Origin of the sequence: Lysinibacillus sphaericus (assembly GCF_006864135.1) — a bacterium.
In the GTDB taxonomy this organism is placed as follows: domain Bacteria; phylum Bacillota; class Bacilli; order Bacillales_A; family Planococcaceae; genus Lysinibacillus.
Genome location: NZ_SADV01000003.1, coordinates 87890 through 113501 on the forward strand (window position 1 = coordinate 87890; position 25612 = coordinate 113501).

Consider the following 25612-nt stretch of genomic DNA (forward strand, 5'->3'; position numbering starts at 1 on the left):
AATGATTAAAGTTGAAACAAAACGAACAAAAAAGTATGACTAGATGGGAACAAATTGAATCTACCCGAATTGAGGAATTACCCTCCTTCACGTTAGCTGGAATTAGTACTGTCACAACAAATGAAGCCGAACAAAGCAAAGATGGCAAAATTGGTAAATTATTCGAACAGTTTCATTCTCAAAATATTGGTAAGAAGCTAGGTGTTAATATACAAGAGGTGGGTCATTATAGCTGTTACTTCAACTATGAACAGGGCGATGCGGGACCTTACGAAGTAATGGTTAGCGTACGTGTACAGGAATCATTACAGCTTCAAAAACAAGGTATGATAGAAACATTTACTGTTCCTGCTGCAAAATATGCTGTATTTGTCACGGAACGAGGACCAATTATAGAGATGGTGCAGCGTGCTTGGGCTGATATTTGGCAATGGTCTCAACAACCAGGCAATAACCGAGCATATACAGGTGATTTTGAATATTATAGCAAAGATATTAATCCAGAGGATGGACAAGCAGAAATTTATATTTCGATAAAATAGCTTTTATGTAACATTAGTCAACTTGAATCACTTTTAGAAGTTTCGAAAAGTAAAGTACCAAAATATTTGTTGACTAGTTTGTAATTCTTAAAAAGGAATGATCAATATGAGTGCAATTGAAAACACTAAGGTGTGGGAAGTATTCGAACAGTATCCTGAACATATTCAGTCGAGACTATTGATTCTTCGTCAGTTAATCTTGGATACGGCAATTGAGATTGAAGGCGTTAATCACGTCGAAGAAACGCTAAAATGGGGAGAGCCTAGTTATCTCACAAAAAAAGGCAGTACAATTAGAATAGGCTGGAAACAGTCAAGCCCAGATCAATACGCCATGTATTTTAACTGCAATACAAAGCTAGTTGATACGTTTAAAGATGTTTATAATGATTTATTCAACTATGAAGGTAATCGAGCAGTTGTATTTGCTGTGAATGATAAATTACCAGTAGCTGAATTAAAACAGTGTATTGCATTGGCTCTCACTTATCATACTCGAAAGCAACTACCAACGCTCGGGATATAAAGAATAAACATTCAAACATTTTTCAGTGAAATATTTTTAGCAAAGGGGAAAAAAAGAGTGAGCTGTATGTTAGCTCACTCATTACTTGTCATAATGTTTTTATAGCAATTTTAGACCTTTTGTTGTTTCAACGTTACTCCATTCCTGTTCTTCTATTTTACGGTGGAATAATTTTCACACATTCTTCATTTGTTTCTCAAAGTACTCATTTTGCAAAATACCCATATGAACGATGTCATACCATGTACCATCTCTAAATAGACTTTGTCTACTGCTTCCTTCCTGATGAAACCCAATCTTGTTGTACAAACTAATAGCTTTATCATTAAATGAAAATACTTTCAAGTAAACTCGATGGAGATTCATTTCATAAAAAGCATAATCCAGTAGTAATTTCAATCCCTCTGAACCATAGCCTTTTCCCCAATATTCCTTTTCACCGATGTCAATAATACATTCAGCATTTCTATTTTTATAATCAATGTTGATTAATGCAACAATGCCTATTGGTGATTCCTTTCCTTTTTCAACCATAATATAGCTTTTCCCTGCATGATTGCCCAAAATAACATGATCTACAAAATCTTTCGTTTCTTCCATCGGATATACATCTAAAGATGGGTTCGTGGAATGCATAACTTCCACATCATTTCTCCACTTGTGATATAGTTCTGTATCTTCTTTGGTCATTTTTCTTAGTTTCACCCTAGATGATTCAAATAACATAATATTCACTCCTCGTATGTTTCGGATTTTGGATTGATTAATTTTTCTAAAGAGAAAAGTAAGACGGATAATTGATCCTTTACTTTTGTTTGGTCATGTCCCAGTTGAAACGTGTCCAACATTAAACCGTTAATAAATGATAGAATATACCTCGCAATTGAAGCAGTAGATTGTTGAGGTCTAAATTCTCCTTTTCGAATACCTTCTTTTAATACTTCTTCTATTGCTTCAGTAGTTCGATTATAGCGTTCAGAAATGTAAGGGAAATTATCTTTATTATTTACGTATTTATTTGATAAAAAGAATTCCGCCTTTGCAAAGAGCAATGTTTGGTCAATTGCCTCAATATAAATTTGCTGTTCTTCAATCCAGTTTTTTAATTGTGGCCAAAGTAGGCCTTCATCAGATGGCACAAAATATTGAATGTCTTTCTGGTCATCATATTTTAAAACTTCGATAAATACATGATTAATATTATCGAAATAGCTATACAATGCACCTCTGGATATTCCAGCTTTGTCCATAATATCTTGCATAGTTGTGCGAACAAAACCTTTCTCGATAAACACCTTCTTAGCCGCTTCTATCAGTTCTTTCTCTCGTTCTTTTTTATATTCTTCACTAACTTTTGGAGCCATAAGCCACCTCCTTAATGAGTGACAAAATGCACATAAAAAACTATACACTATTGTCGTTTATATTTCAGATTATACCGACATTAGTGTATAGTTTCAACAAAATCTTAAAAAATTCACATATAAAAATGTGATGAGTCAGCATTTGGGTGGGTGTTATGTTTACCGGCGATTTAATTTTGTTGTGATTAGTATAGAGCCTCATTATTATTAAAGGCAGTTTTCAAATATATTGCGATTTACTAATGTATGAAAATATTCATCTAGTTGCTCTACGCTTACTCGATTCGGATTTTTACGCATCCATTCGCTTAAAGCAACCATTGTAGCTACATGGAATTCAGCTAACAAGTCATGCGGAACATCAATGGTTTTTGAATTTTGAATAAATTTTAACGAGTCATTTTTCAGTAATCGCATAGAGTAAGTTGTCATACAGTCAAAGAAAAGTTCATCACCTCGTTGAGCATGAACTAGCTTATCGGATTTGGAGTCTTCAAAAAATTCACCAGACCAAAAAAATGGCTGTAAAAATCTTTTTTCCAATGGAATATCCCAATAGCCCTCGATAATCTCATTTAATCCGTACTCTAGCAATCTAAATTTGTCATCGAAATGTTTATAAAACGTAGAACGATGAACCATTGCCTTTTCGCAAATTTGATCGACTGTCAACTTAGAAAACAATATCTTCTTTTCTGTCATGAGGTCAAACATAGCTTTCCATAGCAATTGCATGGAGCGACGTTTTCTTAAATCCATCCGCATTCACCTATCTTTTAATAAATTTCTCCAACATTTATTCAATGTTGTCTCCAAACTACCCAAAGTAGAAAAATTGAATATATTTCACGATGAAATATACTTCTATAATTGAAAACGCAACAACATTTATATGAAAGGAAGGAACACTACATGAACTTACATTTGCAAAATATAAAACGAACACCCATCATGATTGCTCTAATGACAGGAGCATTCGTAGCAACATTAAACGAAACATTACTAGGTAATGCCTTCCTGTCCTAATGAGGGAATTACATGTTGGGGCAACTACAATACAATGGCTAACTGCAGCTTATCTGCTCGTTGTTGGCGCACTTATTCCTGTAACAGCTTTAATTCAACAATGGTTTACTACGAGACAACTATTTTTCATGTCAATGATTACCTTTTTAATTGGTACAATTATCGCTGCATTGTCACCTACTTTTATACTGCTTTTAGTTGGCCGTATCGTTCAAGCCATTGGTACGGGATTAATCATCCCATTACTGATGAATACGTTGTTAATGATCTACCCTGCTGAAAAACGAGGTTCCATTATGGGAGTGCTCTTTTTATTATTTACATTTGCACCCGCTATCGGACCTACCCTTTCAGGCATTATTGTTGAAGCATTAAACTGACGCTGGCTATTCTATATCGTTATTCCAATTACACTGCTCTCTATTATCATTGGGTATTATTATCTCGTAAATGTAACAGAACTCACAAAACCCAAAGTTGATCTTCTTTCCATTATTTTATCAACATTAGGTTTTGGCGGTGTAGTGTAACGCAGCTTATATTACTGGTATGAGAACTGGAGCTGCGGGAGCCTTAGGTGCTAAATATTTAGCTAGAGAAGATGCGGAAAACTTATTAATTGTTGGTGCTGGGAATCAAGCAGTCTTCCAAATTGCTGCTGTATTGACAACAATGCCAACTATTAAAAAAGTACGAGTAGCTGCGCAGCAACTATCTAACGCAAAAAGTTTTGTGGAAAGAATCAATTCTAAACTTAAACATCAATTCGACATAAACATAGAGGATATCTTATTTGAAGCTGTAGAAAATTTAAAAGAAGCTGTACAGGATAGTCATGTTATTATTACGATTACTCCATCGAGAAAACCAATCATCAAAAAAGAATGGCTTCAAAAAGGGACACATATTTCATGTATAGGCGCGGATATGGAAGGAAAGCAAGAAATAGATGCTGAAATACTAACCACATCCTTACTGTTTGTAGACGATTTGAAACATTGTAAAGAGGTTGGTGAAATTGAAATTCCGATTAAACAAGGTATTATAGCTGAAACAAATATCATTGGGGAACTAGGAGATTTAATCGTTGGCAAAGTTAAAGGAAGAACAAGTAATGATCAAATAACAATTTTTGATGCTACTGGCATGGCACTTTTAGATATTGCAACGGCTGATATAGCATTGAAACAGGCAGAAAAAAATGAACTTGGCACTACATCAAACCTTTAAAAGGAGATAATAAAATGACTTTACACTATCAAGAAATCCTAGATGCGTATACACGTATTAAGAAATATGTCCCAACAACACCTTTAGAAGAATCTTATTATTTAGGGGATGAAAATCAACACTATTTCTTTAAACTTGAATCATTTCAAAGAGCTAAAAGCTTTAAAATTCGAAGTGCATTCAATAAAATGATGACACTCACAACAGAAGAAAAAGAACGTGGCATTGGAACAATTTCTTCAGGTAATCATGGAAGCTCTGTTAGTTATGCAGCTTCAATTCTTGGTATCCAAAATGCAAAGGTGATTGTTCCTAAAAGCACACCGCAAAGTAAAATTGATAAAATTAAATACTTTGGTGCTGATGTTATGCTAATGGGAAATAGTTATGATGAAGCACATGCTCTTGGAATGACCTATATAGAGGAAAATGGTCTTACTTTTATAGATGCATATTATAGTGACCCTAAAGTATATGCTGGCCAAGGAACCATTGCATTAGAAATTCTAGAGCAACAACCTAATATTGATACGATTGTTGTTCCAATTGGCGGAGGAGGTTTGATTACAGGTATTGCAGTTGCTGCGAAATCTATAAAGCCAGACATTCGTATTATTGGCGTCCAAACAGAGGCATGTCCCACCATGATAAATTCTTATAAAGAAAATCACTTCTTCGAAGAATACCCTAGTAAAGAGTCAATCTGTGATGCTCTAATTGGTGGTATAGGAAAGCTAAGTTATGAAATGGCAAAAGATTATGTTGATGAATTTATACTAGTTTCAGAGGAGAGTATTGCAAAGGCTGTTAGTTTTATGGCAAAGGAAGAAAAATATATTGTAGAAGCTGCAAGCTCTACTACTATAGCTGCAGTAATGGAACATAAAGAACAAATTTGCGGACAAAACATAGCACTAGTTATATCCGGTGGCAATATTGATGGCAAACTATTATCTTCTATTTTGGCGAAATATTGAAATTTCATAGTTGATTTACTCTAGAACTAATATCCATTAAATTATTTTTTATTCTTCAACTTAAAAGGTTCTTTTGATTCATACTTACGAAGTACCGTATGACATCAAAAGAACCTGTTATAAAAATTACTACTATCTTAGAGTATCCCATATTTAATTCTTTCAGCTGAAGCTACAAGTGAAGAATCAATTTACTGTTACAATGAATTCATTATTTTAAATCATAAAATTCCATATCGCTGATTAGTGATAATAGAGATTTGAAAAAGTTAACTTGCCTTTGATCATCCCAACCTTCTTCAAAGTCAGCCATCAACCAAATACCTTCATCCAAGAATATATGCCTTACAACGTCATGCCAATACTTTCTTTCAATATCTATAATCTCTACAAACTGAAAATATCCTTTTTTAAATAAGGTCCATTGTTTAATATCAAATATACGGTCAGGAGCTGTAGCCAATGCATTGTGGAAAAGAAGCAATGCTAGTGCTAAATCATAGATTCTTGGTAAAAAGACAGCGTTATCCGGGTCAATGAGATAAGGCTTTGCATTGTCATTATATATTAGATTATCTGCCTTATAATCATAGGGTGTAGCTACAGCTGGTAATTTCAAAGACTTTAAGGTCTCTTGCTGTTCAATAATTCTGAGCATCTGTTCACTTAAATGACCTTCATCCAGTGAAATTCCCCTCTTCTTAGCATGACCTATTATTTCTTCCAAATCCTCTTTTATTTCCTGTTCCTCAAAATCAAACTCATCATAGATACTCAGACCTTCTTCATTATTCTTAGATGATAAGGAATGAATTTGACCAAGCAACTTACCAGCCTCATAGATTTCCTCATCTTTCCCTGTATAGGACTTGCCCTTAATAAACGGATAAACTACCCAAGCTGTTTCATCTATTTGTTGAGGATTGTCAACACTCATTGGGACAGGAGCCACAATTGGAACACCCATTTTATGCAATCTTCTCACGAAATTTGCAAGCTTCATTGCATCTTCAATCGGCGATACCGTCTTTTTAACAATGTAAGACTCCCCTCCTTGTTCCACCTTGTAAACAGGAGCAAACGGATAAATACTTTTTGGTTCTTCAGTTACATCAAACTGAAATGTTTTTAACACCTTTTTATTACTCATAAACACACTTCCTTAACTTTTTTATCTTTATAAACTTAGTATTTGCTTACTCATACTATTTGACAGTGCAGTTAGGGGAAATGACATCCCACTTTCCAAATAGCGTCAAGCCAGCTACACTAGCTAAAAATGTAGAAGCCTCGTTATCAAGCTGACATCTATACTGTGGTTCGTACCCCTTCTCATAGGCGTATTTACAGATTGAACGCACCACTTTGCGCGCATGACCTTTTCCTCTAAAAGCTGCCAAAGTCAGTACACCAAGATCCGCAATTTGCACATCTTCTTCCCAAGGATAAATACTGGATGCACAGACCAAGCGATTATGCTCAAAAGAACCAAACGCTGCCCAATGAGCCAACTCCACAAAAGCGTCATCCAAATCTTGTTCAGTGGCGGAGGATTCAAACTCTGAGAAAATCGCATCATCTTGTTCTGTTAATTGCCGCACTGTATCTTCCAGGTTCTCTTGCAACAAGATGCTCTTTTCTGCTTCCGAAAAATAAAAAAGATAATCCGCTCCATGTAGTGTGACTCCTCCCTCATTCAATTTCTTGCGGAAGGCTAGCTCAGAAAGCTCTTGTCCTTTAGAAAGGTTTAACTCCTCAGCCATTTCAGGTGTTAAGACTGCCAATACCCGACCATCAGCTGTTTCCAGTACCATGACCCGACTGTCTTCACTCAGGTCATGGTTGATGGTGACAGTAAAAATTCCATCGTTGTAGATAACGTCTCCATTTAAAAATTGCGACTCCCAAAAGTCAGTTATCGTTTGTGAAAATAAAAGCATATTTATTCCCTCCTATAGATAAAATTCTATTCATTAAATTTCATCCCATGTTTTTTCGGCTAATCATTTTCCCAAGAAATTCACCCCAAAAAATTAGCACGAATTAGTAGTATTATAAAGCTTGACATTATGTGAAACTCAAGTTTTTTCAAAAGTCCTTTTGGTCCAAAAGATTGGATTGCAAAAAACTTCGGTTCCGCTAATAGATAGCTTTCAAAATTAATATGGTTGTAGTGGTTTCGTTATTAACAACCTCAAACTAAAATCCATTCAGCCAAACTCCCCTTTTCCTGTTAGCTTCCTTGAAGCGCTATATTCAGCATTTCACCGCAGAAAATGAAAGATTAATAAGTTCTTTCATTGGGGTAAATACCGAATTTGAATAATAATTCTAATTATTTGTTCCAAAGATTAGTAGGACATAAAGGGGGAGTTTAGGAGAATTAGTCTTATTTGAGGGTTAACCTATATCATAAAATCAAAAGAATTCGTTTACGGGTGTACATTAAAGAAAGTATTTAAAGAAATAGATTCTCCCGTATAAATCCTCCTGATAAAGAGTATTTGGGAATTTGCCATTTATATTTCGAGGATTTATGGCGAGATTTATTAGAAGCTAATCCATAGAGCCAATTCTTAATCGCATAAAGTTGGAGGTATTTTTCTTTTCATTATCAAATCGAAAAAAATTTGAACTTCACATTATAGCCCCCTTTTTTACGGTTAAATTCACACTTTCTTTTACACGTGAAAGAGCTATTTAAACTAGTGATGGGGTTAGTACGAATAAAATATGATTAGGTTCATCACTCTTGTTCAAAAATCGGTGTTTAACATTTGGGGGAATCCGTACAACATCACCTTCATCTAAAAAATATTCGATTCCTTCTAGTTCAACATATGCTTGACCTTTCATAACCACAGCAATCTCTTCTTTATCGTCATGTGAGTAATGACTCTCTGTAGTAGCAGTATTTGCATTCAAATCCATCATTAAGAGTTCAATATGCGCCTTCATAAAGTCTGGTGTTAATACATCATAGACAATATGGTCGCTATTTTCGCGATATATTTTCTTTCGATCTTGCTTTCTGGAAATGAGTGAATCTGTATCAATTTCATTAACAAACAGAGTAAAAAGTGGCACGTTTAGTGCTTTTGCAATTAGCTCTAGCACACTTAACGATGGATTTCCTTGTCCTCTTTCAATTTGGCTAATAAGTGATGTACTAATTCCTGCATAATCAGCAAACTCACGAATTGTCATACCATTTTTCTTACGATAGTTTAATACTGTTTGTCCTAAGCGATGATTTTTCATGACAAAATGCCCCTTTTAAAATAATGTATGTTTGTTGTCTTTTGTGCTGACATACTAAACATGGAGAAAAAATGCTTTTTTCAATAACATAAATATTTTACACTTACACTTGTATATTATAATGTATTTTTTCCATTATAGTAAACAAACCTAAAGGGGGAAACAGTCTTGAAATCACCACTTATTTCATACACAATCTTATTTTTGGGCGTATTTGCATTGTCTACTTCAGCAATTTTTGTGAAATTAGCAGATGCACCTGCAACAATTACAGCATTTTATCGGATGCTTTTTGCAGCAGTAATGCTTTTACCATTTTTATTAGTAAATAAAAAGAACTGTAAAGAATTAGGTTCTTTATCTAAAAAACAATTGGGACTTGGATTACTCTCAGGTTTATTTCTAGCAGCACACTATTTATTGTGGTTTGAATCATTAAATTACACATCAGTAGCAAGTTCAACTGTCATCGTCACATTACAGCCCCTTTTTTCGATGGTTGGCGGTTATTTTCTATTCAAAGAGCGCTTCAGTAAAGGGGCTATAATGGGCTGTCTCGTTGCAATTGCCGGTAGTATCGTCATCGGATGGCAAGATTTCCAAATTAGTGGACAGGCATTATTTGGCGATATACTTGCTTTTATTGCAGCAGGTGTTATTACGGCCTACTTCTTCATTGGGCAGTATATTCGAAAAAGGCTATCTCTTATCCCTTATTCAATCATCGGTTATACTAGTAGTGCACTATTTTTAAGTATTTTCGTTTTCAGCCAGCAAACTTCTTTTGTTAATTATTCCGCACAAACATGGCTGTCCTTTTTTGGATTAGCGTTTATTGCAACAATTTTAGGGCAAACGATTTTTAATTGGTTGTTGAAATGGCTAAGTACCTCTGTTATTTCAATGAGCATATTAGGAGAGACGCTTGGAACTTGTATACTCGCTTATTTCATTTTGGATGAGGTTATTTCTCTACAACAAGGTATAGGAATCGTACTCATCTTAATCGGACTAGCATTATTTTTACTACAGCAAAGAAATAACACATAATAATGAAGAATTGTTATAACAGATTTCACCACTGAGATTGGAACAAGGAAACTTTTTCGGAATATCGATTTAATGTAAAAGATACCTCAACATTAGAATTCTTCGTATTACAACAGACTTACATAATTAAAGCCGATTTTTCTCTTAGATAAAAAAATCGGCTCGTTTTATATTGAAATTAGCATAGTGTATATTTTCGTTAAAATGTGGGTGTTACTCATGATTTTGAGACATAGAAAAATTAAACGAAACTATAACTTTGATAGGTCTTGGATGTCTTTTTGAATGGTGAATTACAAATTTAAACTTATTGACGCGTCAGATGATATTATCTTTAAGTTCACCGATTCATCCGCATGTGTTTCCAATATACGATTAGTATCAATAATTTCTTTAAGCCTCTTAATTAAAATCAAGATTATCATGATTAGTTTCTTTTTTAGCTACAGGTGCATTTTTCCCAATCATCACACATATTACAACAACTAAAGCTAAAACAACGGTTACCCACGTGATTGACTCCCCTAAGAACAATACCGAAAAACCAATCATTAAAAATGGCTGTAAATATTGTATTTGACCTACTCTCGCAATTCCACCTAAAGACATTCCAGTATACCAAGCAATATATGCAAAAAATTGACTCACAATTGCTAGGTATAACAAACTAATCCAAGCTTCTATAGGTGCTTGTAGCATATCAACAGATAAGCTTAATCCTACAGGAATTACAAAAAACGGAGCACCAAATACAATAGCCCAAGCAATTACTTGCCAACTACCTAGCTCTTTAGAAAGTTTTCCACCCTCTGCATAGCTTAATCCAAGTAATAAAACTGCTGCTAGCAGTGCAATATCACCCTTTTGTAATTGACCTAATCCTAAATACATAGCATACACAACAACAGATATGGCAGCTATTACGCTAGCAATCCAATAACGCTTTGTAAGTCTCTCGCCTCCACGCCAAACCGCAAATCCAGCTGTCACAAGTGGTAATAAAGCTAGTTCAATTGCTCCATGTGATACGGGTAATGATTTCATCGCAAATGTTGTTAATAGCGGAAAGGCAAGCGTAGCTCCAATTGCTACAATAAATATACCCTTCATATGTTTCTTATTAGGTATTTTTTCTTTTTTTATGATAAACAAAATAACAACAATAATTGCCGCCATAACTGTCCTACCTAAACCAACAATTGTTGCCCCAAAATATGGTACAGCAATGCTAGTCGCAGGTAGTGTAAAACTAAAGCAAACAATACCAATAAACCCCAGTATCATTCCTTTTTTTATAGCCATCGAAATCCCTCCTTTAAGACTGCCCTAAAGTAGTCCATACTTATAGTTAAACGAATTAACTAACTAATCATGATTGTAATGAATAATGACTCTTTTCCAAAGAGCAATAATCCACATCTGTCCTGGGACAGATTCCGAGGAGGGTATAAATGTTATCAACATATAAAAGGATTTTGGAATGGATTAAACAACAAATTAAAGAGGAACAATTAAAAGCCGGAGATAAGTTACCTTCTATTCGAATAATTGCCGAACATTTTCAATGTAGTAAAAATACAGTTGTAAAAGCATTATTAGAACTGCAAAAACAACATATTGTGTATGCTAAACCTAAAAGTGGCTATTACATTATTGATGATTATCAAGTACCTAGCCTAAAGGAAAAAATAGACTTTTTATCTGCAGGTCCAGATGAAAGCGTTATCCCATATGAAGACTTTCAACATTGTATAAACAAAGCAATTGATCATTATAAAGTACAATTATTCACGTACAGTGATCAACAGGGTCTCTATTCTTTAAGAAAAGAGTTGGTGAATTATTTGCAATATTTACAGGTGTTCACAAAACCTGAGCGTCTTGTCATTACTTCTGGATCACAACAAGCGTTACATATACTATCAAATTTACAATTCCCAAATAGAAAGAAGAAGATATTAATTGAGCAACCGACGTATTTTGGTATGATAGACACCCTACAATTAAATCAATGTGAAATATTGGGGATTGATTTAACGATGGACGGAATAGATTTCGAACGACTAGAATCCCTGTTCCGAAACAATGATATTAAATTTTTTTATATTGTACCAAGGTGCCATAATCCACTTGGTCACTATTATACAAATAAAGAGAAGAAAAAAATCGTTGCTCTTGCAGAAAAATATGATGTATACATTGTTGAAGACGATTACTTAGCCGAACTAGATGTTGATTCAAAAGCAGATCCTTTGTTTACCTACGAACCGAATGAGCGAATTATTTATATAAAAAGCTTTTCAAAGGTATTTTTACCTGGATTACGCATTGCTACTGTTGTCCTTCCTGAAACAATGGTCAATTCCTTTGTACGATATAAATTTAGCTCTGATTTTAATACATCTGCACTTTCACAAGGTGCACTAGAAATCTATTTGAAAAGTGGGATGTTTCACTATCATTTAGAAAAAATAAAACAATTGTATATAAATAAAATGAAGATATTAATAAACGCTTGTACAACATATTTACCAAACTTTATATCATTTACAAAACCTAAAAGCGGTTTTTATCTCACCATTTTCTTACCTTCGCATATTGATGTTGATGATTTGATTTTTCTATTGCAAGAAAAGTGTATATACGTAGACAATGCTTCTAGAATGTACTTAGATGGTAACAAAAAGAAAGCAATCCGACTAAGTATTTCACAAGTAGAAGAAAAGAAAATAGAACTTGGTATTCAACAATTAGCAGCTTGTATAATCGAAATGTATAAGAAAACTAAAGATTATCCAATATCATTTAAGCCTTATCTTTAAAAGAGCGGATAGGATAGACTGACACTCTTATTATTTAGAGAAATACCCCGTAGATGTTAGATATAATAACTACTACGGGGTGTTTATACTACTTTCAATCAATTTCGTAGCAACCATGACTTTTTCCATCTGAATGAAAATGAATTAGAACTATTAATATTTGAGACTGCTAGAAATCTATATAGTTGCCAAATATTCGTTATATCTTTTATTAATTCTCTCCGGAACAGATAAACCAATTTCAGCTAATTTTGTCTGTATAGTTTCAAAGCATTTTAAACAATCCTGTTTTTTATTTTGCTCAATTAAGAATTCTAACAGTAGAAACATATACTGTTCATTGAATTCATCTAGCTCTAACAACTTTTGTAAGCAATTATATTTCAAAAGAGAATTAACAGCGTTTGTACTTACAACATACTCTTCAAGCGCATGCAATACTCTTTGCTTTAAGCGGAGTCTTATTTGAATAGCCCATGAATATTCTTCCTCCGCTAAAAAATCACCTTCATAGCAATTTAGTAATTGCTGAATTGACGTCTCATCATGATTCTCCCGGTCTAGTAAGTTATTGAGTTCATCATAATCACTTTCAATTTCAGCATTCAACTGATAATGATTATTCACTAATTGAATTGGATCTTTTAGGCCATTTTCTTTTAGAAGCTTTCTTAATAGATAAATCGTTGTATGTAAATTACTTGCTGCCTTTTCTACAACTAAGTCTGGCCATAGCTCATCTATAATAGCGACATTTAATATAGGCTTTTTTTGGTGAAACAAGAAATATAAAAATAGTTCGCTCACTTTTCTTGTACGCCACTTCACCACCTCATGCTGTAAATCAAGTAAGTAAAAGCTACCCAAAGTATGTGCATATATCCTTTTGCTCTCTTGCTCTTCCTTTACTTGTAATTGAAGCCTTTGATGCGCTTTTGTCAATGCTTTAATGAGTCGTTTCTCATGCACAGGCTTCAACAAATAATCTGTTGCCTCCACATCAAATGCATCCACCGCAAATTGAGCATGTGCTGTAACAAATATTATTTGCAAGGATGGCTGTCTTCTTAATAACTGTTTTGCCACCTGTAAGCCATGCATATCAATCATTTCAATATCTAAAAATATGATATCAATAGATTCTTTTTCAATATAGGCAAGGGCATCTACTGCATTCGTAAATGCGCCCTTAATAGAAATTTGGAATTGTGAAAGTCGATGTAACATAATACTTAAAACATCAATAGCCATCTTTTCATCATCTATGATAATAATATTCATGTTTCATATCACCCTCTGGTAATAGTATTAAAACGGTCGTACCCTTTCCTTCCTCACTATATAAGCGAAGGCTAGCATTTTTTATTAATTTGAATTTTTTTAATGGATTTAAAAAACCAATACGAGAGCTTTCTTCATTTAATAATTGTTGTAGTTTTCTTTCTGACATACCTACCCCATTATCATATATTTTAATACGAATAAATTGTCCTTCTCGTCGGACACTTACCTCTATCGTACCACCCTCTTGTTTTTTGGATATACCATGAAAAACAGCATTTTCTACTAATGGCTGGATGGATAGTGCAGGAATCATTAGCTCAATAGATTCATCAATATCGTATTTGACTACCAATCGATCGCCAAAACGCATCTTTTCTATATATAGATATGCTTTTACAAGCTCTATTTCCTCTTCAATCGAAACAAAACTATGGCGATAATGAACATTAAGTTTTGCACGGAAATATGTCGCCAAACAGTAAAGTGCTTCTCTCGTATTATCTATATTAGTATAGCTTAATCCAATTATTGTATTAAGTGTATTATAAACAAAATGCGGTGTTACCTGTGAATACAAATAATTCATTTCCACTTCGATTGCATCTATTGAAGATTGACGAACAGCTAGTAAAGATTCAATACGAATTAATAATTCATCCATCGCAATAGGCTTCTGTAGATAATCATTGGCACCAACCTGTAACGTTAATACTAAATCAGAATGCTTCATAATGGCCGTCAATATTATAATTGGTAGCTCTAACATGTCATATTGTTTTCGTACTTGCTTACATAATTCAAACCCTGACATACTATCCATCATTAAATCTATTAACATACAATCCACTTGATTGGTTTTAATATAGTTCATTGCATCAAAGCCATTATCAACCGCTATCACTGTATATCCCTTTAAAGCCAATACGTCAGCTAAAGCTTTAATATTAACATGGTTATCATCTACCACAAGTATTTTTTTATCATTTCCATTATAGATTAGTGGTAATTCAAGCTTTAGTACTTCTGAAGTTATATTTGAAACAATTGCAGGTGATTGTTCATTGCTCTCTTGCTCCTCTGAAGCTAGCGGCATCGTATATGTAAATGTTGTGCCCTTCCCAAGCGAGCTTGTTACATGAATTTCACCATTTAACTTTTCTACAATATTTTTAGCAATACTTAAACCTAAACCTAGACCTTCCTTTTTGTGATCACTTTTTACTTGATAAAATGCATTAAAAATACGCTCTAAATCCTGCGGTGGAATACCAGAACCTGTATCACTAACTTCTATAATCATATGTTGATGATGAACATATGCAGTTACTGTAATTTCTCCAATTTTCGTGTGCTGTATGGCGTTGTGCAATAAATTATATAATACCTGCTTAAAGCGTAATTCATCTGTAAACATGGCTGGTAGTTCAATGTCAACATTAGTGACGAGACGTAAGTAGTTATTCTTTGACATTATACTTCGAATTTCTGCTACTACATCATTTATAACAGCTATTGGCACTTTCCGCGGAGACACCCGCACTTCTCCAGTCATTTGATTAGATGCAAATAATAAATCTTCTACTAAATGACTTAAACGCTGTGTAACATTATGAATTAAAATTACCTGCTCCTGTTGGGTGCGCTTCAACGGTCCTTGAGCACCTTCCATTAACATTTTTGATAGATTTAAAACACCATTTAATGGCGTTCGTAATTCATGGGAAGTTTTAAGTAAAAATTCATCTTTCATTTGATTATGTGCAAGCAATTCTTCTGATAGTTCTTGAATTCTCATATATGCTACATTGGAACGGTAGTTTAACAATAATGCAAAGCTTAATAGCACAAGTAAAAACAACACAATTTCACTATAATCAAATGGCATATCTGTAAAGAAATTTAAAATCAACAAAGTTGTATAACAGCAAATAGCTGTCAAAACTATTACTATATATCGTACTCCCTCAAGACGTCTCAGCATAACACGAATTAAAATCCACACATTATACAATACAACTGGTGCTGTAAGAGCTAAATATACTATTTTCCTAAATATGACCGCCTCTTCTGAAGTAGCTCTTTGATTTTGAGTAAAAGGGTTGTATATACCATATATGACAAAAACAATACCTAATAAAATTATAATTGAATAAATAACTGCTTTTTTTGCCAATTGTGGGTACATATGATAAATAAAGAGCGTTAAACAAATAAGCGCTAGTGGTAAAATCCCTAGCTGTAATCGAAGTTGATCAGCAGTAAGAAGCATAGGGGTAAATTGGAAAAACAATTTCTGATTAATAACAGACATATAGAATCCTAATAGTATTGTAAATAACCCAAAAAACAGTTCTTCCTTTCGCTTGCGGTTTTGTCCATAAGATATGACATAAATTAACCCGCATATAATATATCCGATACTAACTAAAGCATCTAACAGAAGTTTTTTCAGGTAATTATATTGAATAGCTTCCATTGTCCCGAATTCCACCGGGTATATAATTCCCGCCTGTGGAAAATGAAAATTTGCTACTTGTATGAGAATATCGAGTTCTTTATTAGCACTTCTTGCAAAAACAGTATATTTATCATCATTTTCAGTTCGATAATCATTTAGTGTTGTGCTAGGATTCCCCTTTGCCCCCACTTCTACACCGTTGATAAATACGCGATTTGATTGCCGTATCGTTCGAAGATATAAACCATATTGTCCTTCAATAGGTACCTTTATTTTAATATGATAAGTCCCCACCGCAATCCCTTCTTCATTTGGCTGCACATATTTATACCAATTTTTCGGAACATCGATGTCAATACGTTTATTTTTATAGGTATCTAGTGACTCCCCTGATGGTATCAAGACATTTGGATAAAAGGACCACTTCCCCTCCAATTTTATGGGACTCTGTAATTGCTCACTATCAATAGTTGCGATTCCATCTTTTACAACCTGGGGATTTTCGGAGAAATAATGTCGATTCCCCAGTAAAAAGACAAAAGTGAACAACATGACAATGCTTACAATAATAAGGATATTCTTTTTCATTCTTGTCTCCTGTTATTATCAATATAACGCTACATATTCTAAATTTTTATATCAACTCCATTTCAAATACTATCATAATTTGCATGAACAAAATCTGAACAGAGAATCATTTACCTTTTAGCTCTATCCTTTTCAATCGAATAGGTGAAAGTGATTAACTCCCGACCTCACAGTAAAGTAGCCAATGGGCGTTTCACCCAAAGGCTCTCACAGAACCGTACGTGAACCACTCGATTCATACGGCTCTTATTATTCAGCTATTAAGGAATCATTCCAAGAGCCCAATGAGGAAACAATTTGGGCTCTCTTTTTGCAAGTTTTTTGAGCCATTTTTCTGCACGTAACCGATAACCTTTTAAATTACCATCCTTGCCCATTTTACTAATTTTCGATATAAGCACTCAATAGAATAGTTCACCTCCGCACTGAGAAAATATACAAAACTACTCCCACCCAGCTTTATATTCATATTGACTGTTAGCCACACCCACTATTGAACTTAGCTTTAAAGGCAGGGAAGATTTATTTTTTCCATTACTCTTCTACACTGGTAAATTCGTTTTCTCCCAGCCAAATAAATGGAACCCCTAGTAATCTATTCATAATGATTGACATCTTCATGAATAGTGCTAATATTGGAAATAAATTAAATAAAATAAATAACTTATCCGCTAGGGGTGCCTTTGTAAAGGCTGAGATTGAAGTGTGACTTCGGGACTCTATGAACCTGACCTGGTTAATGCCAGCGTAGGGAAGTGGTATACGGAAATTTGTCCTTTTCATCTCCAGCCACTTTCTTTACCAAAAAGAAAGTGGCTTTTTTGCATCCTACATTTGGAAGGCGGGTAAGTCTTAAAGAGGTGACCCCCATTACTCTATTATCAAAAGCGATTCATCTCATTTCTAATGGAAAAATGCCAATGGAACAACTAAGTGAAATTTTAGCAGACATCCATCCATATGCCGACGCTATCCATTTGCGTGAAAAACAAATGACGGCAAAAGAATTATATGAAGCAGTCAACCTGCTTTCCCGAGTTGGCGTTCCGTTATCCAAAATAATCATCAATGACCGGGTAGACGTTGCCGTTATTACAGGTGTGGAAGGAGTCCAACTAGCCTATCATAGTTTGAATGCATCTATGATTAAAGCCAACTTTCCTCAATTGACGGTTGGCTGTTCCATTCACTCGGTCGAAGAAGGAAAAAAGGTTCAACGCTTGGGAGCCGACTATGTGATATATGGTCATATTTTTTCTACCCAATCAAAGCCAGGATTGGAACCAAGGGGTTTTGAGGAATTAAAAAAGCTTACTGGTTCACTAGATATTCCTGTTATTGCAATCGGCGGTATTGCTCCTGAAAATACTAAACAGGTAATAAACAGCGGGGCCGACGGTATTGCTGTGATGTCAGGCGTTTTAAACGCCGATGATCCTCTATCTGCAATAAAAAGCTATCAAAAAGAAGTTAAAATGGAGATGTGATGAGTGAAAAATACATTTGATGTTGCCATTATCGGGGGAGGAATTAATGGCTCTTCCATTGCCTATCAACTTTCTAAACTAGGAAAAAAAGTCGTCATTCTTGAAAAAGGAACTTTGGCTAACGAAGCCTCCAGTGCAGCAGCAGGTATGCTGGCAGCACAGGCGGAAATGGAACACGACGGTCCATTTTTCCAATTGGCATTAAAAAGCCAGGCGATGTTCCCCTCCATCACTAACGAATTACTGACATATACGGGGATCGATATCGAATTTGTGAATAAAGGCATGTTAAAAATTGCAGAAACGGAAGAATTAGCTACAGCGTTAAAAAGTCAGGTATTGTTCCAGCAGAACTGGGATTCCGGCATCCAATGGCTCGATGCAACACTAGTAAGAGAAATGGAACCTGCATTAGCACCAACTGTTGCCGGTGCTATGTTCCTTCCAAATGACGGCCATGTGCAGCCTGCAAAATTATCACTTGCCTTCGCAAAAGCTGCAGAGCATTTTGGTACAGAAATCCGCGAAAATACAGAGGTCCTTTCTTTTATCTATGAAAACGGCGTTGTCAAAGGAGTAAACACATCAGCGGGAGCCTTCTATTGTGAACAGGTCGTTGTCGCTACCGGCGCCTGGGCTGCCGATTTAATGAAAAATACGGGAATCAACCTGACCGTTTATCCTGTGAAAGGAGAATGTTTTTCTGTAAAGCCGAATAAGCCGATCGTTCACAGGTCTATTTTTTCAGATAAACGCTGTTATTTTGTTCCTAAGCGAAATGGCGAAATTTACATTGGGGCCACAGTCGTGGAAAATACGTTTGATAAACAAGTAACAGCTGGAGGAATTGCTACCTTGATTGAGCAAGCCGTGAAGCTGATTCCCCAGCTGAAAGATGCCCCGTGGGAACGGGTGTGGGCAGGAATTAGGCCACAGACAGCTGATGGGATTCCCTATATTGGCGAGCATCCTACTATTAAGGGGCTATTTGTAGCTGCCGGACACTATCGAAACGGAATTCTATTAAGCCCGCTTACTGGCAAACTCACAGCCCAGTTGCTTACAGGTCAAGTGGAAGATGAACAGTTTCTTTCTGCGTTTCGCATTGATCGATCTCAAATATCAATTAGTTAGGAGGACAAATCTTGGAAGTGATACTAAATGGAGAAAATTTGAAGTTGTCAGAGGAAATTGTGTACGTTTCGGACCTGCTTGAATATTACAAATTGCTAGATAAAGTAGTTGTAATTGAGGTAAATGGAGAGATCCTGAACAAAGTTGATCATCAGGAAACCCTGCTCTCTGACCGAGACCGCATTGAAATTGTACATTTTGTTGGAGGCGGATAATTATGTTAAAAATAGGTCCTTATTCATTTCAATCCCGATTGCTGCTTGGAACAGGAAAATACCCTAATTTTGATATCCAAAAGCAGGCTGTTGCTGAATCGGAGTCAGAAGTCCTAACATTTGCCGTTCGGAGAATGAATATCTTTGAAGCGAACCAGCCAAATTTTTTAAAAAAGCTTGATAGTAAAAAATATACTTTATTGCCAAATACAGCAGGAGCCAAAAACGCAGTCGAGGCCGTCCGCATTGCAAAGCTTGCGAAAGCATCCGGCCTTTGCGATATGGTTAAAGTAGAGGTCATTGGATGTGACAAAACATTACTTCCTGACCCTGTTGAAACGTTAAAAGCAACAGAAGAATTAATAAAGGAAGGGTTTATTGTGCTTCCGTACACATCAGATGATGTTGTTTTAGCCAGAAAGCTGCAGGAATTAGGCTGCCATGCCATAATGCCAGGAGCCTCACCAATCGGTTCCGGACGGGGAATCATTAACCCGCTTAACTTGAGTTTTATCATTGAACAAGCAACGGTGCCAGTTATTGTCGATGCTGGTATCGGTTCTCCTGCTGATGCAGCAATGGCAATGGAACTGGGTGCTGATGGAATTTTATTAAACACAGCTGTATCTGCAGCAAAAGACCCTGTCAAGATGGCAAAAGCTATGAAACTTGCTATTGAGGCCGGACGTCTTGGCTTTGAAGCTGGTAGAATTCCGAAGAAACGCTATGCCACAGCGAGCAGTCCTTTGGAAGGGATGAGTATTGGATGAATGATCGCTATTCACGACAGCAATTATTTGCACCAATCGGGGAATCCGGACAGCAAAAAATTTCAGCTAAACATGCATTGATTGTTGGAGCTGGGGCGCTGGGAACAACAAATGCCGAAGCACTAGTCCGCGCGGGAATAGGTAAACTGACGATTGTGGACCGAGATTATGTGGAATGGTCAAACCTGCAGCGTCAACAGCTATACGCTGAAGATGATGCAAAAAACAGGATGCCTAAAGCGATCGCAGCAAAAAAACGCCTGGAGGCCATCAATTCAACTGTAACAGTCGAAGCAATAGTAGCGGATGCGTCAGTGTTTGAGCTAGAAGAAAGGGCAAAACAGGCCGATCTCATGATTGATGCGACCGATAACTTTGAAACAAGAATGATGATGAATGATGTCTCGCAAAAATACTCAGTACCCTGGATCTATGGCGCTTGTGTGGGGAGCTATGGTATTACATATACGATCATTCCTGAAAAAAACCCTTGTTTTTCATGTTTATTGGAAACAGTTCCTATCGGAGGTTTAACGTGCGATACCGCGGGAATCATCGGTCCTGCCGTGCAAATGGTTACTGCCCATCAGATAAGTGAAGCTTTAAAAATATTAGTGGAAGATACAGCAGCATTGCGGAATAAATTAATATCTTTTGATCTTTGGAAAAACCAATATAGTGCGATAAAAGTGGATAAGATGAAAAAAGATGATTGCCCATCATGCGGGAACAATCGGACATATCCCTACCTATCCTTTGAAAATCAAACAATAACAGCTGTACTATGCGGAAGAGATTCTGTTCAAATCCGGCCTTCCGCGAAAGAAGAACAGGATTTAGCCAAACTGGAAAAAGTTTTTTTGCAGCAAGGCGGAAATGTTCAGCGCAACCCTTATCTGTTATCTTATAGTGTCGATAATCACCGTTTGGTTATTTTTAAAGACGGGCGGGTTTTAGTCCACGGAACAAAAGATATTGCGGAAGCGAAAACACTGTATCATCGATATTTAGGATAAAAATTTGAATGAGGCTGGACAAAAAGTTTTTAGCTGTTGAAAAACCCGAACTACATGACGAAATACATTTAGTGTTTCCTAATAGTTCGGGTTTTCTATTTATATTGCGTTAGTAATTTGAAAATTATCCGACTTTCATAATGGACAAATTCGTTATGTCCCAGCCTCTTTTCGTTCGTTTTATGCCTTAAATACTTTTAAAGCAACTGTCAACTGATTATTCCAAGTATTTAACAATTTTTTCAAGTGCTGACCTCATCCCTCCGAAAAAGGATATTAAACCTCTAGAAAAAAATTAAAATGCAGGATGAACAGGAATCCATCATTCATCTTGATTTTTAAAGCCACTCGTGAAGTAGATCCGAGGGCTAAAACAGATTATTTCTTTGATATTTAAAATGTTATCTGGTAGCAAATATCAGGAGAAGAAAAAGGGAAAAGTATATAGAACTTTTGTTTGCTTACGAGCTTTTGAAATTCGTCTTCACAAGCACTGCATAGCAACTCCATTTTTTCTCCATCTTGTACCGCTTTGTTAGGATCATCAGTAATCCTCATTCTTCCAGTAAAAGAATCCCTCTTCAAGTATTTAAACGGTTCATCACCAAAAGTTGTGGATGACTTTTGTTAAAACTTCTACTATGTAAATAGTTGATTGGAGTGGAGACTGGGCGACTCCTCGGGGATCAGCGTCACAGATGAGACCCTGCAGCGCAGCGAAGCGGCTCATCGGACGCCCCCAGGAAGCTCTGCTCTGCGCGAAAGCGAAGCGTCAGCGGCAAAGCGCCCAGTCGGAACGGAAATCAACCATACGTTTTGGTGATGATCTATTTAAACACAAATTTTGGAGGGTACGGTTTAATATTGATGCGGTTTTAATAAATGCTGATTAATATGTCATGCCCCCGGGCTAGGCTTTGTTCATAAAAATGGATTAACTGATCGAGTTCCGCTATAAGTTCTGCGAAAAGCTCCACGGCTTCATCGTCCGCCCAAATATCTGGATAAATCTGTTTGGCTCTAAAAATTGCTGGCTTGAATTGTTGCTGCAAGACAGTCCTATCCATAGAATGAAGAGCTTCTAAAATCCGGGGAAGCTCTTCAGAACCAATGACGCTGAGAAATTCTTCAGTATCCAGCACGTGAACGCCGACAATGGCCTCGCTTAATGGGTGGTTCTCGATTGGCTGTGAGGCAGAGATCCCTGTTAGCAAACAATGCAATCCGTCCCATAATTTATCCATTTCATTTACGGGACAGCTATGATTTTCTATAAGCTCCTCAAGTCGCTTGACGATATGGAAATTATTTAACTCAGCAATTTCATCCGCTAAAGCATTGTTTAACGATAAGTAACTGGCTATAATTCCCATAGTGTATCTTCCCCTTTATTTTCTATCAATTATATCTCATCATCCAAAACGGCAAACCCTCTTCTATGTTGTAGGCTTTTTGGTCCGCCCCATTCCGATGAAAGGGAATTAGCACTAATTATTTCAAATCGTTATTTTATCATTTAGAAGAACGCTTGGCTGATCACAAGCTATTTTATAGACAAATTTTTTCCGTGCAATATGGTAACTTTTATCTTCTCCATAAAAGTTAATCTTCATTTGTTCTAATTCTTCATGGCGATATTCTGCTAATGGCTTTTCTTTTTCATCTCTTTCTCGTTCTGCTTGTTTATTTGCAATAATTTCATCATAAAGAGACGAAGATGCCCAATATTCAGCAACTTTTTGTATTTTTTCATCAAATTCTTGGACATTGCCTTTAAAATAATCATCAATTAATCCGATTTCTTTTGCTTTTAATGTACTTAAGGCAGGACATGTTTCAGTAATTTCAAAAGCTAACTCTTTCCCCAAACGTTTTGGTAATAAATACGTCCAATATTCTGAACCATATAGGTTCCCCATTTTTTTATAATGAGGATTTAACACAACACCTTCTCTTGCAAAAATAAAATCACCTGTAAGACCTAGTATGACCCCTCCTGCACCAGCATTTCCTTGCATAGCAGTCATAACAATTTTATCTGGTGTATTTAGAATTTCAAGAATCATGTCATCAATCGCATTAATATTTTCCCACGATTCATCCCCTTGATTTTCAGCATATTCAATAGTATTTAAGTGAATGCCATTAGACCAAAAATCATGCCCACCCATTAAAACTAATACTTTACTATTTTTTGTTTTAGCTTCTATAATGGCTTGTTGAAGTTTCTTACAGTGTGAGGTGTGCATAGCGCCATTATAAAAATCAAAATGCAAGTATCCTACTTGATTTTTTTCTTTATAGTAGATTTCTCTGTATGTTCTCCCTTCAATATCGTCAAAAGGGTTAATAGGTAATTCAGGAACATTCCTTAATAAATGTGATAGAGTAAGGGATGCTGGTAATTTTATCCCTCCTTTTTTCTTTACGTGACTAATCCAAACACTCCCATCAATCGTTCCTACACATACTGCATCATCACGATAGCCAAGAATTTCCCCACTATTCCCAACTATTCTGTCATCTACATGACAACCGAATAAATAGTACTCTTCACCGAATATAGTATCGAGAACTCCAGGGTTACTATCAGCAGCACGAATTTTTCTTGCAATAGTTTCAGAATTATCACTAAGCCAATGAATTCTACGGTCAGATTGTTTCATTGTTGGTAAAAGTGTACCTTTCACATTTGAATTATTATAATCTAATGGTTCAGGACAATACTCACCCTTTTGATACGCCTTAAACTTCTCCAATAAATCAAGTAATCCTTTTACAGCTGCATGTGTTGCTTCATGTCTGTATAGCGTGCTTTTACTAACTTCACGCATCGAATAATTGTTTGTAGACCAAATATCTCCTGCATCCATTTCCTGCTCTGCTTGAAGTAGTGTAACTCCCCATTCTCTGTCCTGTCCCATGATCGCCCAATCAATAGAAGAAGGTCCTCTATCCCCTTTAATACCAGGGTGTACAATAATACATACATACTTCTTCCAAATTTCCTCTGGGATGGCGGTCTTCAAGAACGGACAGATAATCAAATCTGGCTTTGAAACTTCAATTGCTTGAATCATTGCATCTATTGTTGTGGTGATATGAATATCCACTTCATATTTTCTATCTGTCAATTCAACGTAAAAGCGTTGGCTCATGCTGTTATGTGCGGATGTTATAAATAAAATTTTCATTTTAATCCTCCAATATCTTTCTATTAGGTAGTGATAAACAAAATATAACAGAGCTTGTTATTGTTTTTAGATACAATGTATACCCCATTGAACCAATGGCGTGCGTTTTTTCTGATACTTGATTGGTCTTTTGGTTCGTATTAATGGAGTCCTCCTTATGTGATGATGAGTCATTTTCTAGTTGACAATCATGCATCATATAAGTGGGCATTTTCTATTTCAAGCCCTGAAAATCTTTTTGCAGAAGCGCCCTTTAATTAGGAAAATTTCCCAATGTTCTCATTTTATTTTTTCGAGGGCTGTGAGTCAATGCAAGACACAAAATAAATAAAATTAAAAAACTTCAAAATCACAAAATTGACATATAATAGACAAATTATCAATAATAACCAATTTATAAACGTTGGAAATGTTGATATATCAATAGTCTGAACCACTTTTCAGAAAAAGACTTTTTTGATCGTATTTTTATATAATCACTTTTAGTTTTTCAATTATTCGTCATTTGATGAGTACGCTTTGGTAAAGTAAATTGGTTATAATTTAATCCACTAAGCTGAAGGCGTTTCAGTAAAAGCTTCTATTGCTGATGAGGGAAAATGGACAAAACTAGTCAAAACTTTAAAAAGTGCGAGAAATCAATTCCTGATTTCCCGCACTTTTCTGAT

22 protein-coding genes, 1 pseudogene and 1 riboswitch are annotated in these 25612 nt (G+C 35.6%); of the genes and pseudogenes, 12 read left to right on the plus strand and 11 right to left on the minus strand.

Annotated features, from left to right (window positions below; all coding sequences use genetic code 11):
• The first annotated feature begins 11 nt into the window (after positions 1 to 11).
• Both C7Y47_RS04720 and C7Y47_RS04725 read left to right on the plus strand, forming a co-directional pair.
• On the plus strand, positions 12 to 542 hold the full coding sequence (locus C7Y47_RS04720) for a GyrI-like domain-containing protein (protein ID WP_142507706.1): 531 nt from the start codon (positions 12 to 14) through the stop codon (positions 540 to 542).
• Positions 543 to 648: 106 nt separating this feature from the next.
• Positions 649 to 1068: a DUF1801 domain-containing protein gene (locus tag C7Y47_RS04725; RefSeq protein WP_185903397.1), complete on the plus strand. Its 420-nt coding sequence runs from the start codon at positions 649 to 651 to the stop codon at positions 1066 to 1068.
• A 174-nt stretch (positions 1069 to 1242) separates the two neighbouring features.
• Here the strand turns inward: C7Y47_RS04725 and C7Y47_RS04730 are convergent, their stop codons facing one another.
• From C7Y47_RS04730 to C7Y47_RS04740, 3 genes are all read right to left on the minus strand, one after another.
• Entirely contained in the window at positions 1243 to 1794 is a 552-nt protein-coding gene (locus C7Y47_RS04730; RefSeq protein ID WP_142507708.1) for a GNAT family N-acetyltransferase, read from the minus strand.
• 5 nt (positions 1795 to 1799) lie between these two features.
• Complete coding sequence (locus C7Y47_RS04735; RefSeq protein WP_142507709.1) at positions 1800 to 2432, minus strand: TetR family transcriptional regulator; 633 nt, start codon at positions 2430 to 2432, stop codon at positions 1800 to 1802.
• Positions 2433 to 2639: 207 nt separating this feature from the next.
• Positions 2640 to 3191: a TetR/AcrR family transcriptional regulator gene (locus C7Y47_RS04740; RefSeq protein ID WP_185903398.1), complete on the minus strand. Its 552-nt coding sequence runs from the start codon at positions 3189 to 3191 to the stop codon at positions 2640 to 2642.
• Positions 3192 to 3344: 153 nt separating this feature from the next.
• On the opposite strand from C7Y47_RS04740, the pseudogene C7Y47_RS04745 reads away from it, so the two are divergent.
• The 3 genes and pseudogenes from C7Y47_RS04745 to C7Y47_RS04755 form a co-directional block, all read left to right on the plus strand.
• Positions 3345 to 3985: pseudogene (locus C7Y47_RS04745) on the plus strand (MFS transporter); the annotation flags it as partial.
• A 13-nt stretch (positions 3986 to 3998) separates the two neighbouring features.
• The gene (locus C7Y47_RS04750) at positions 3999 to 4688 is read left to right on the plus strand and encodes an ornithine cyclodeaminase family protein (RefSeq protein ID WP_255505029.1); all 690 of its coding nucleotides are present in this window, start codon (positions 3999 to 4001) and stop codon (positions 4686 to 4688) included.
• Between the two features lie 14 nt (positions 4689 to 4702).
• A complete protein-coding gene (locus tag C7Y47_RS04755) occupies positions 4703 to 5665 on the plus strand; it encodes a threonine ammonia-lyase (protein ID WP_142507712.1) in 963 nt (320 codons plus the stop codon).
• Positions 5666 to 5876: 211 nt separating this feature from the next.
• Here the strand turns inward: C7Y47_RS04755 and C7Y47_RS04760 are convergent, their stop codons facing one another.
• From C7Y47_RS04760 to C7Y47_RS04770, 3 genes are all read right to left on the minus strand, one after another.
• Entirely contained in the window at positions 5877 to 6815 is a 939-nt protein-coding gene (locus tag C7Y47_RS04760; protein WP_142507713.1) for a phosphotransferase enzyme family protein, read from the minus strand.
• Between the two features lie 55 nt (positions 6816 to 6870).
• Positions 6871 to 7605, minus strand: coding sequence for a GNAT family N-acetyltransferase (locus C7Y47_RS04765; RefSeq protein ID WP_142507714.1), 735 nt, complete (start codon positions 7603 to 7605; stop codon positions 6871 to 6873).
• A 760-nt stretch (positions 7606 to 8365) separates the two neighbouring features.
• Entirely contained in the window at positions 8366 to 8926 is a 561-nt protein-coding gene (locus C7Y47_RS04770; RefSeq protein WP_142507715.1) for a helix-turn-helix domain-containing protein, read from the minus strand.
• 168 nt (positions 8927 to 9094) lie between these two features.
• Here C7Y47_RS04770 and C7Y47_RS04775 point away from each other — a divergent pair, with 168 nt between their 5' ends.
• Positions 9095 to 9976: a DMT family transporter gene (locus C7Y47_RS04775; RefSeq protein WP_142507716.1), complete on the plus strand. Its 882-nt coding sequence runs from the start codon at positions 9095 to 9097 to the stop codon at positions 9974 to 9976.
• A gap of 402 nt (positions 9977 to 10378) precedes the next feature.
• On the opposite strand, the gene C7Y47_RS04780 is transcribed toward C7Y47_RS04775, so the two are convergent.
• Positions 10379 to 11278 (minus strand): DMT family transporter, encoded by a 900-nt coding sequence (locus tag C7Y47_RS04780; RefSeq protein WP_436970093.1) that lies wholly within the window; start codon positions 11276 to 11278, stop codon positions 10379 to 10381.
• Positions 11279 to 11427: 149 nt separating this feature from the next.
• Between C7Y47_RS04780 and C7Y47_RS04785 the strand changes: the two genes are divergently transcribed.
• Positions 11428 to 12798: a PLP-dependent aminotransferase family protein gene (locus C7Y47_RS04785; RefSeq protein ID WP_142507718.1), complete on the plus strand. Its 1371-nt coding sequence runs from the start codon at positions 11428 to 11430 to the stop codon at positions 12796 to 12798.
• 177 nt (positions 12799 to 12975) lie between these two features.
• Here the strand turns inward: C7Y47_RS04785 and C7Y47_RS04790 are convergent, their stop codons facing one another.
• Entirely contained in the window at positions 12976 to 14079 is a 1104-nt protein-coding gene (locus C7Y47_RS04790) for a response regulator (protein ID WP_142507719.1), read from the minus strand.
• Positions 14057 to 17128 carry a sensor histidine kinase gene (locus C7Y47_RS04795; RefSeq protein WP_142507720.1) on the minus strand — a complete coding sequence of 1024 codons (3072 nt, stop codon included), beginning with the start codon at positions 17126 to 17128 and terminating at the stop codon, positions 14057 to 14059. Before C7Y47_RS04795 ends, C7Y47_RS04790 begins: the two co-directional genes overlap by 23 nt.
• Before the next feature lie 663 nt (positions 17129 to 17791).
• Positions 17792 to 17899: riboswitch (TPP riboswitch) on the plus strand.
• On the opposite strand from C7Y47_RS04795, the gene tenI reads away from it, so the two are divergent.
• From tenI to C7Y47_RS04820, 5 genes are all read left to right on the plus strand, one after another.
• Positions 17899 to 18615, plus strand: a complete 717-nt coding sequence (gene tenI, locus C7Y47_RS04800) for a thiazole tautomerase TenI (RefSeq protein WP_366151253.1) — start codon at positions 17899 to 17901, stop codon at positions 18613 to 18615. It overlaps the preceding riboswitch by 1 nt.
• Positions 18616 to 18618: 3 nt before the next feature.
• Positions 18619 to 19749 carry a glycine oxidase ThiO gene (gene thiO / locus C7Y47_RS04805; protein WP_142507721.1) on the plus strand — a complete coding sequence of 377 codons (1131 nt, stop codon included), beginning with the start codon at positions 18619 to 18621 and terminating at the stop codon, positions 19747 to 19749.
• 17 nt (positions 19750 to 19766) lie between these two features.
• The gene (gene thiS / locus C7Y47_RS04810; protein ID WP_366151255.1) at positions 19767 to 19964 is read left to right on the plus strand and encodes a sulfur carrier protein ThiS; all 198 of its coding nucleotides are present in this window, start codon (positions 19767 to 19769) and stop codon (positions 19962 to 19964) included.
• A 2-nt stretch (positions 19965 to 19966) separates the two neighbouring features.
• The gene (locus tag C7Y47_RS04815) at positions 19967 to 20734 is read left to right on the plus strand and encodes a thiazole synthase (protein WP_142507723.1); all 768 of its coding nucleotides are present in this window, start codon (positions 19967 to 19969) and stop codon (positions 20732 to 20734) included.
• Positions 20731 to 21750, plus strand: coding sequence for a thiazole biosynthesis adenylyltransferase ThiF (locus tag C7Y47_RS04820; RefSeq protein WP_142507724.1), 1020 nt, complete (start codon positions 20731 to 20733; stop codon positions 21748 to 21750). The genes C7Y47_RS04815 and C7Y47_RS04820 overlap by 4 nt, the downstream gene beginning before the upstream one ends.
• Positions 21751 to 22625: 875 nt before the next feature.
• Here C7Y47_RS04820 and C7Y47_RS04825 read toward each other — a convergent pair.
• Together C7Y47_RS04825 and C7Y47_RS04830 are read right to left on the minus strand one after the other, a co-directional pair.
• Entirely contained in the window at positions 22626 to 23123 is a 498-nt protein-coding gene (locus tag C7Y47_RS04825) for a YfbM family protein (RefSeq protein WP_142507725.1), read from the minus strand.
• A gap of 123 nt (positions 23124 to 23246) precedes the next feature.
• Positions 23247 to 24944, minus strand: coding sequence for a hydrogenase maturation protein (locus C7Y47_RS04830; protein ID WP_142507726.1), 1698 nt, complete (start codon positions 24942 to 24944; stop codon positions 23247 to 23249).
• Positions 24945 to 25612 lie beyond the last annotated feature (668 nt).

What these genes read in the sequence shown, in the direction of transcription:
- C7Y47_RS04815 (WP_142507723.1), top strand. Translation starts at nt 19,967, where the DNA reads ATGTTAAAAATAGGTCCTTATTCATTTCAATCCCGATTGCTGCTTGGA.
- C7Y47_RS04785 (WP_142507718.1), top strand. Translation starts at nt 11,428, where the DNA reads ATGTTATCAACATATAAAAGGATTTTGGAATGGATTAAACAACAAATT.
- C7Y47_RS04765 (WP_142507714.1), bottom strand. Translation starts at nt 7,605, where the DNA reads ATGCTTTTATTTTCACAAACGATAACTGACTTTTGGGAGTCGCAATTT.
- C7Y47_RS04830 (WP_142507726.1), bottom strand. Translation starts at nt 24,944, where the DNA reads ATGAAAATTTTATTTATAACATCCGCACATAACAGCATGAGCCAACGC.
- C7Y47_RS04770 (WP_142507715.1), bottom strand. Translation starts at nt 8,926, where the DNA reads ATGAAAAATCATCGCTTAGGACAAACAGTATTAAACTATCGTAAGAAA.
- C7Y47_RS04730 (WP_142507708.1), bottom strand. Translation starts at nt 1,794, where the DNA reads ATGTTATTTGAATCATCTAGGGTGAAACTAAGAAAAATGACCAAAGAA.
- C7Y47_RS04795 (WP_142507720.1), bottom strand. Translation starts at nt 17,128, where the DNA reads ATGAAAAAGAATATCCTTATTATTGTAAGCATTGTCATGTTGTTCACT.
- C7Y47_RS04755 (WP_142507712.1), top strand. Translation starts at nt 4,703, where the DNA reads ATGACTTTACACTATCAAGAAATCCTAGATGCGTATACACGTATTAAG.
- C7Y47_RS04760 (WP_142507713.1), bottom strand. Translation starts at nt 6,815, where the DNA reads ATGAGTAATAAAAAGGTGTTAAAAACATTTCAGTTTGATGTAACTGAA.
- C7Y47_RS04725 (WP_185903397.1), top strand. Translation starts at nt 649, where the DNA reads ATGAGTGCAATTGAAAACACTAAGGTGTGGGAAGTATTCGAACAGTAT.
- C7Y47_RS04825 (WP_142507725.1), bottom strand. Translation starts at nt 23,123, where the DNA reads ATGGGAATTATAGCCAGTTACTTATCGTTAAACAATGCTTTAGCGGAT.
- C7Y47_RS04820 (WP_142507724.1), top strand. Translation starts at nt 20,731, where the DNA reads ATGAATGATCGCTATTCACGACAGCAATTATTTGCACCAATCGGGGAA.
- C7Y47_RS04735 (WP_142507709.1), bottom strand. Translation starts at nt 2,432, where the DNA reads ATGGCTCCAAAAGTTAGTGAAGAATATAAAAAAGAACGAGAGAAAGAA.
- C7Y47_RS04780 (WP_436970093.1), bottom strand. Translation starts at nt 11,278, where the DNA reads ATGGCTATAAAAAAAGGAATGATACTGGGGTTTATTGGTATTGTTTGC.
- C7Y47_RS04740 (WP_185903398.1), bottom strand. Translation starts at nt 3,191, where the DNA reads ATGGATTTAAGAAAACGTCGCTCCATGCAATTGCTATGGAAAGCTATG.
- C7Y47_RS04790 (WP_142507719.1), bottom strand. Translation starts at nt 14,079, where the DNA reads ATGAATATTATTATCATAGATGATGAAAAGATGGCTATTGATGTTTTA.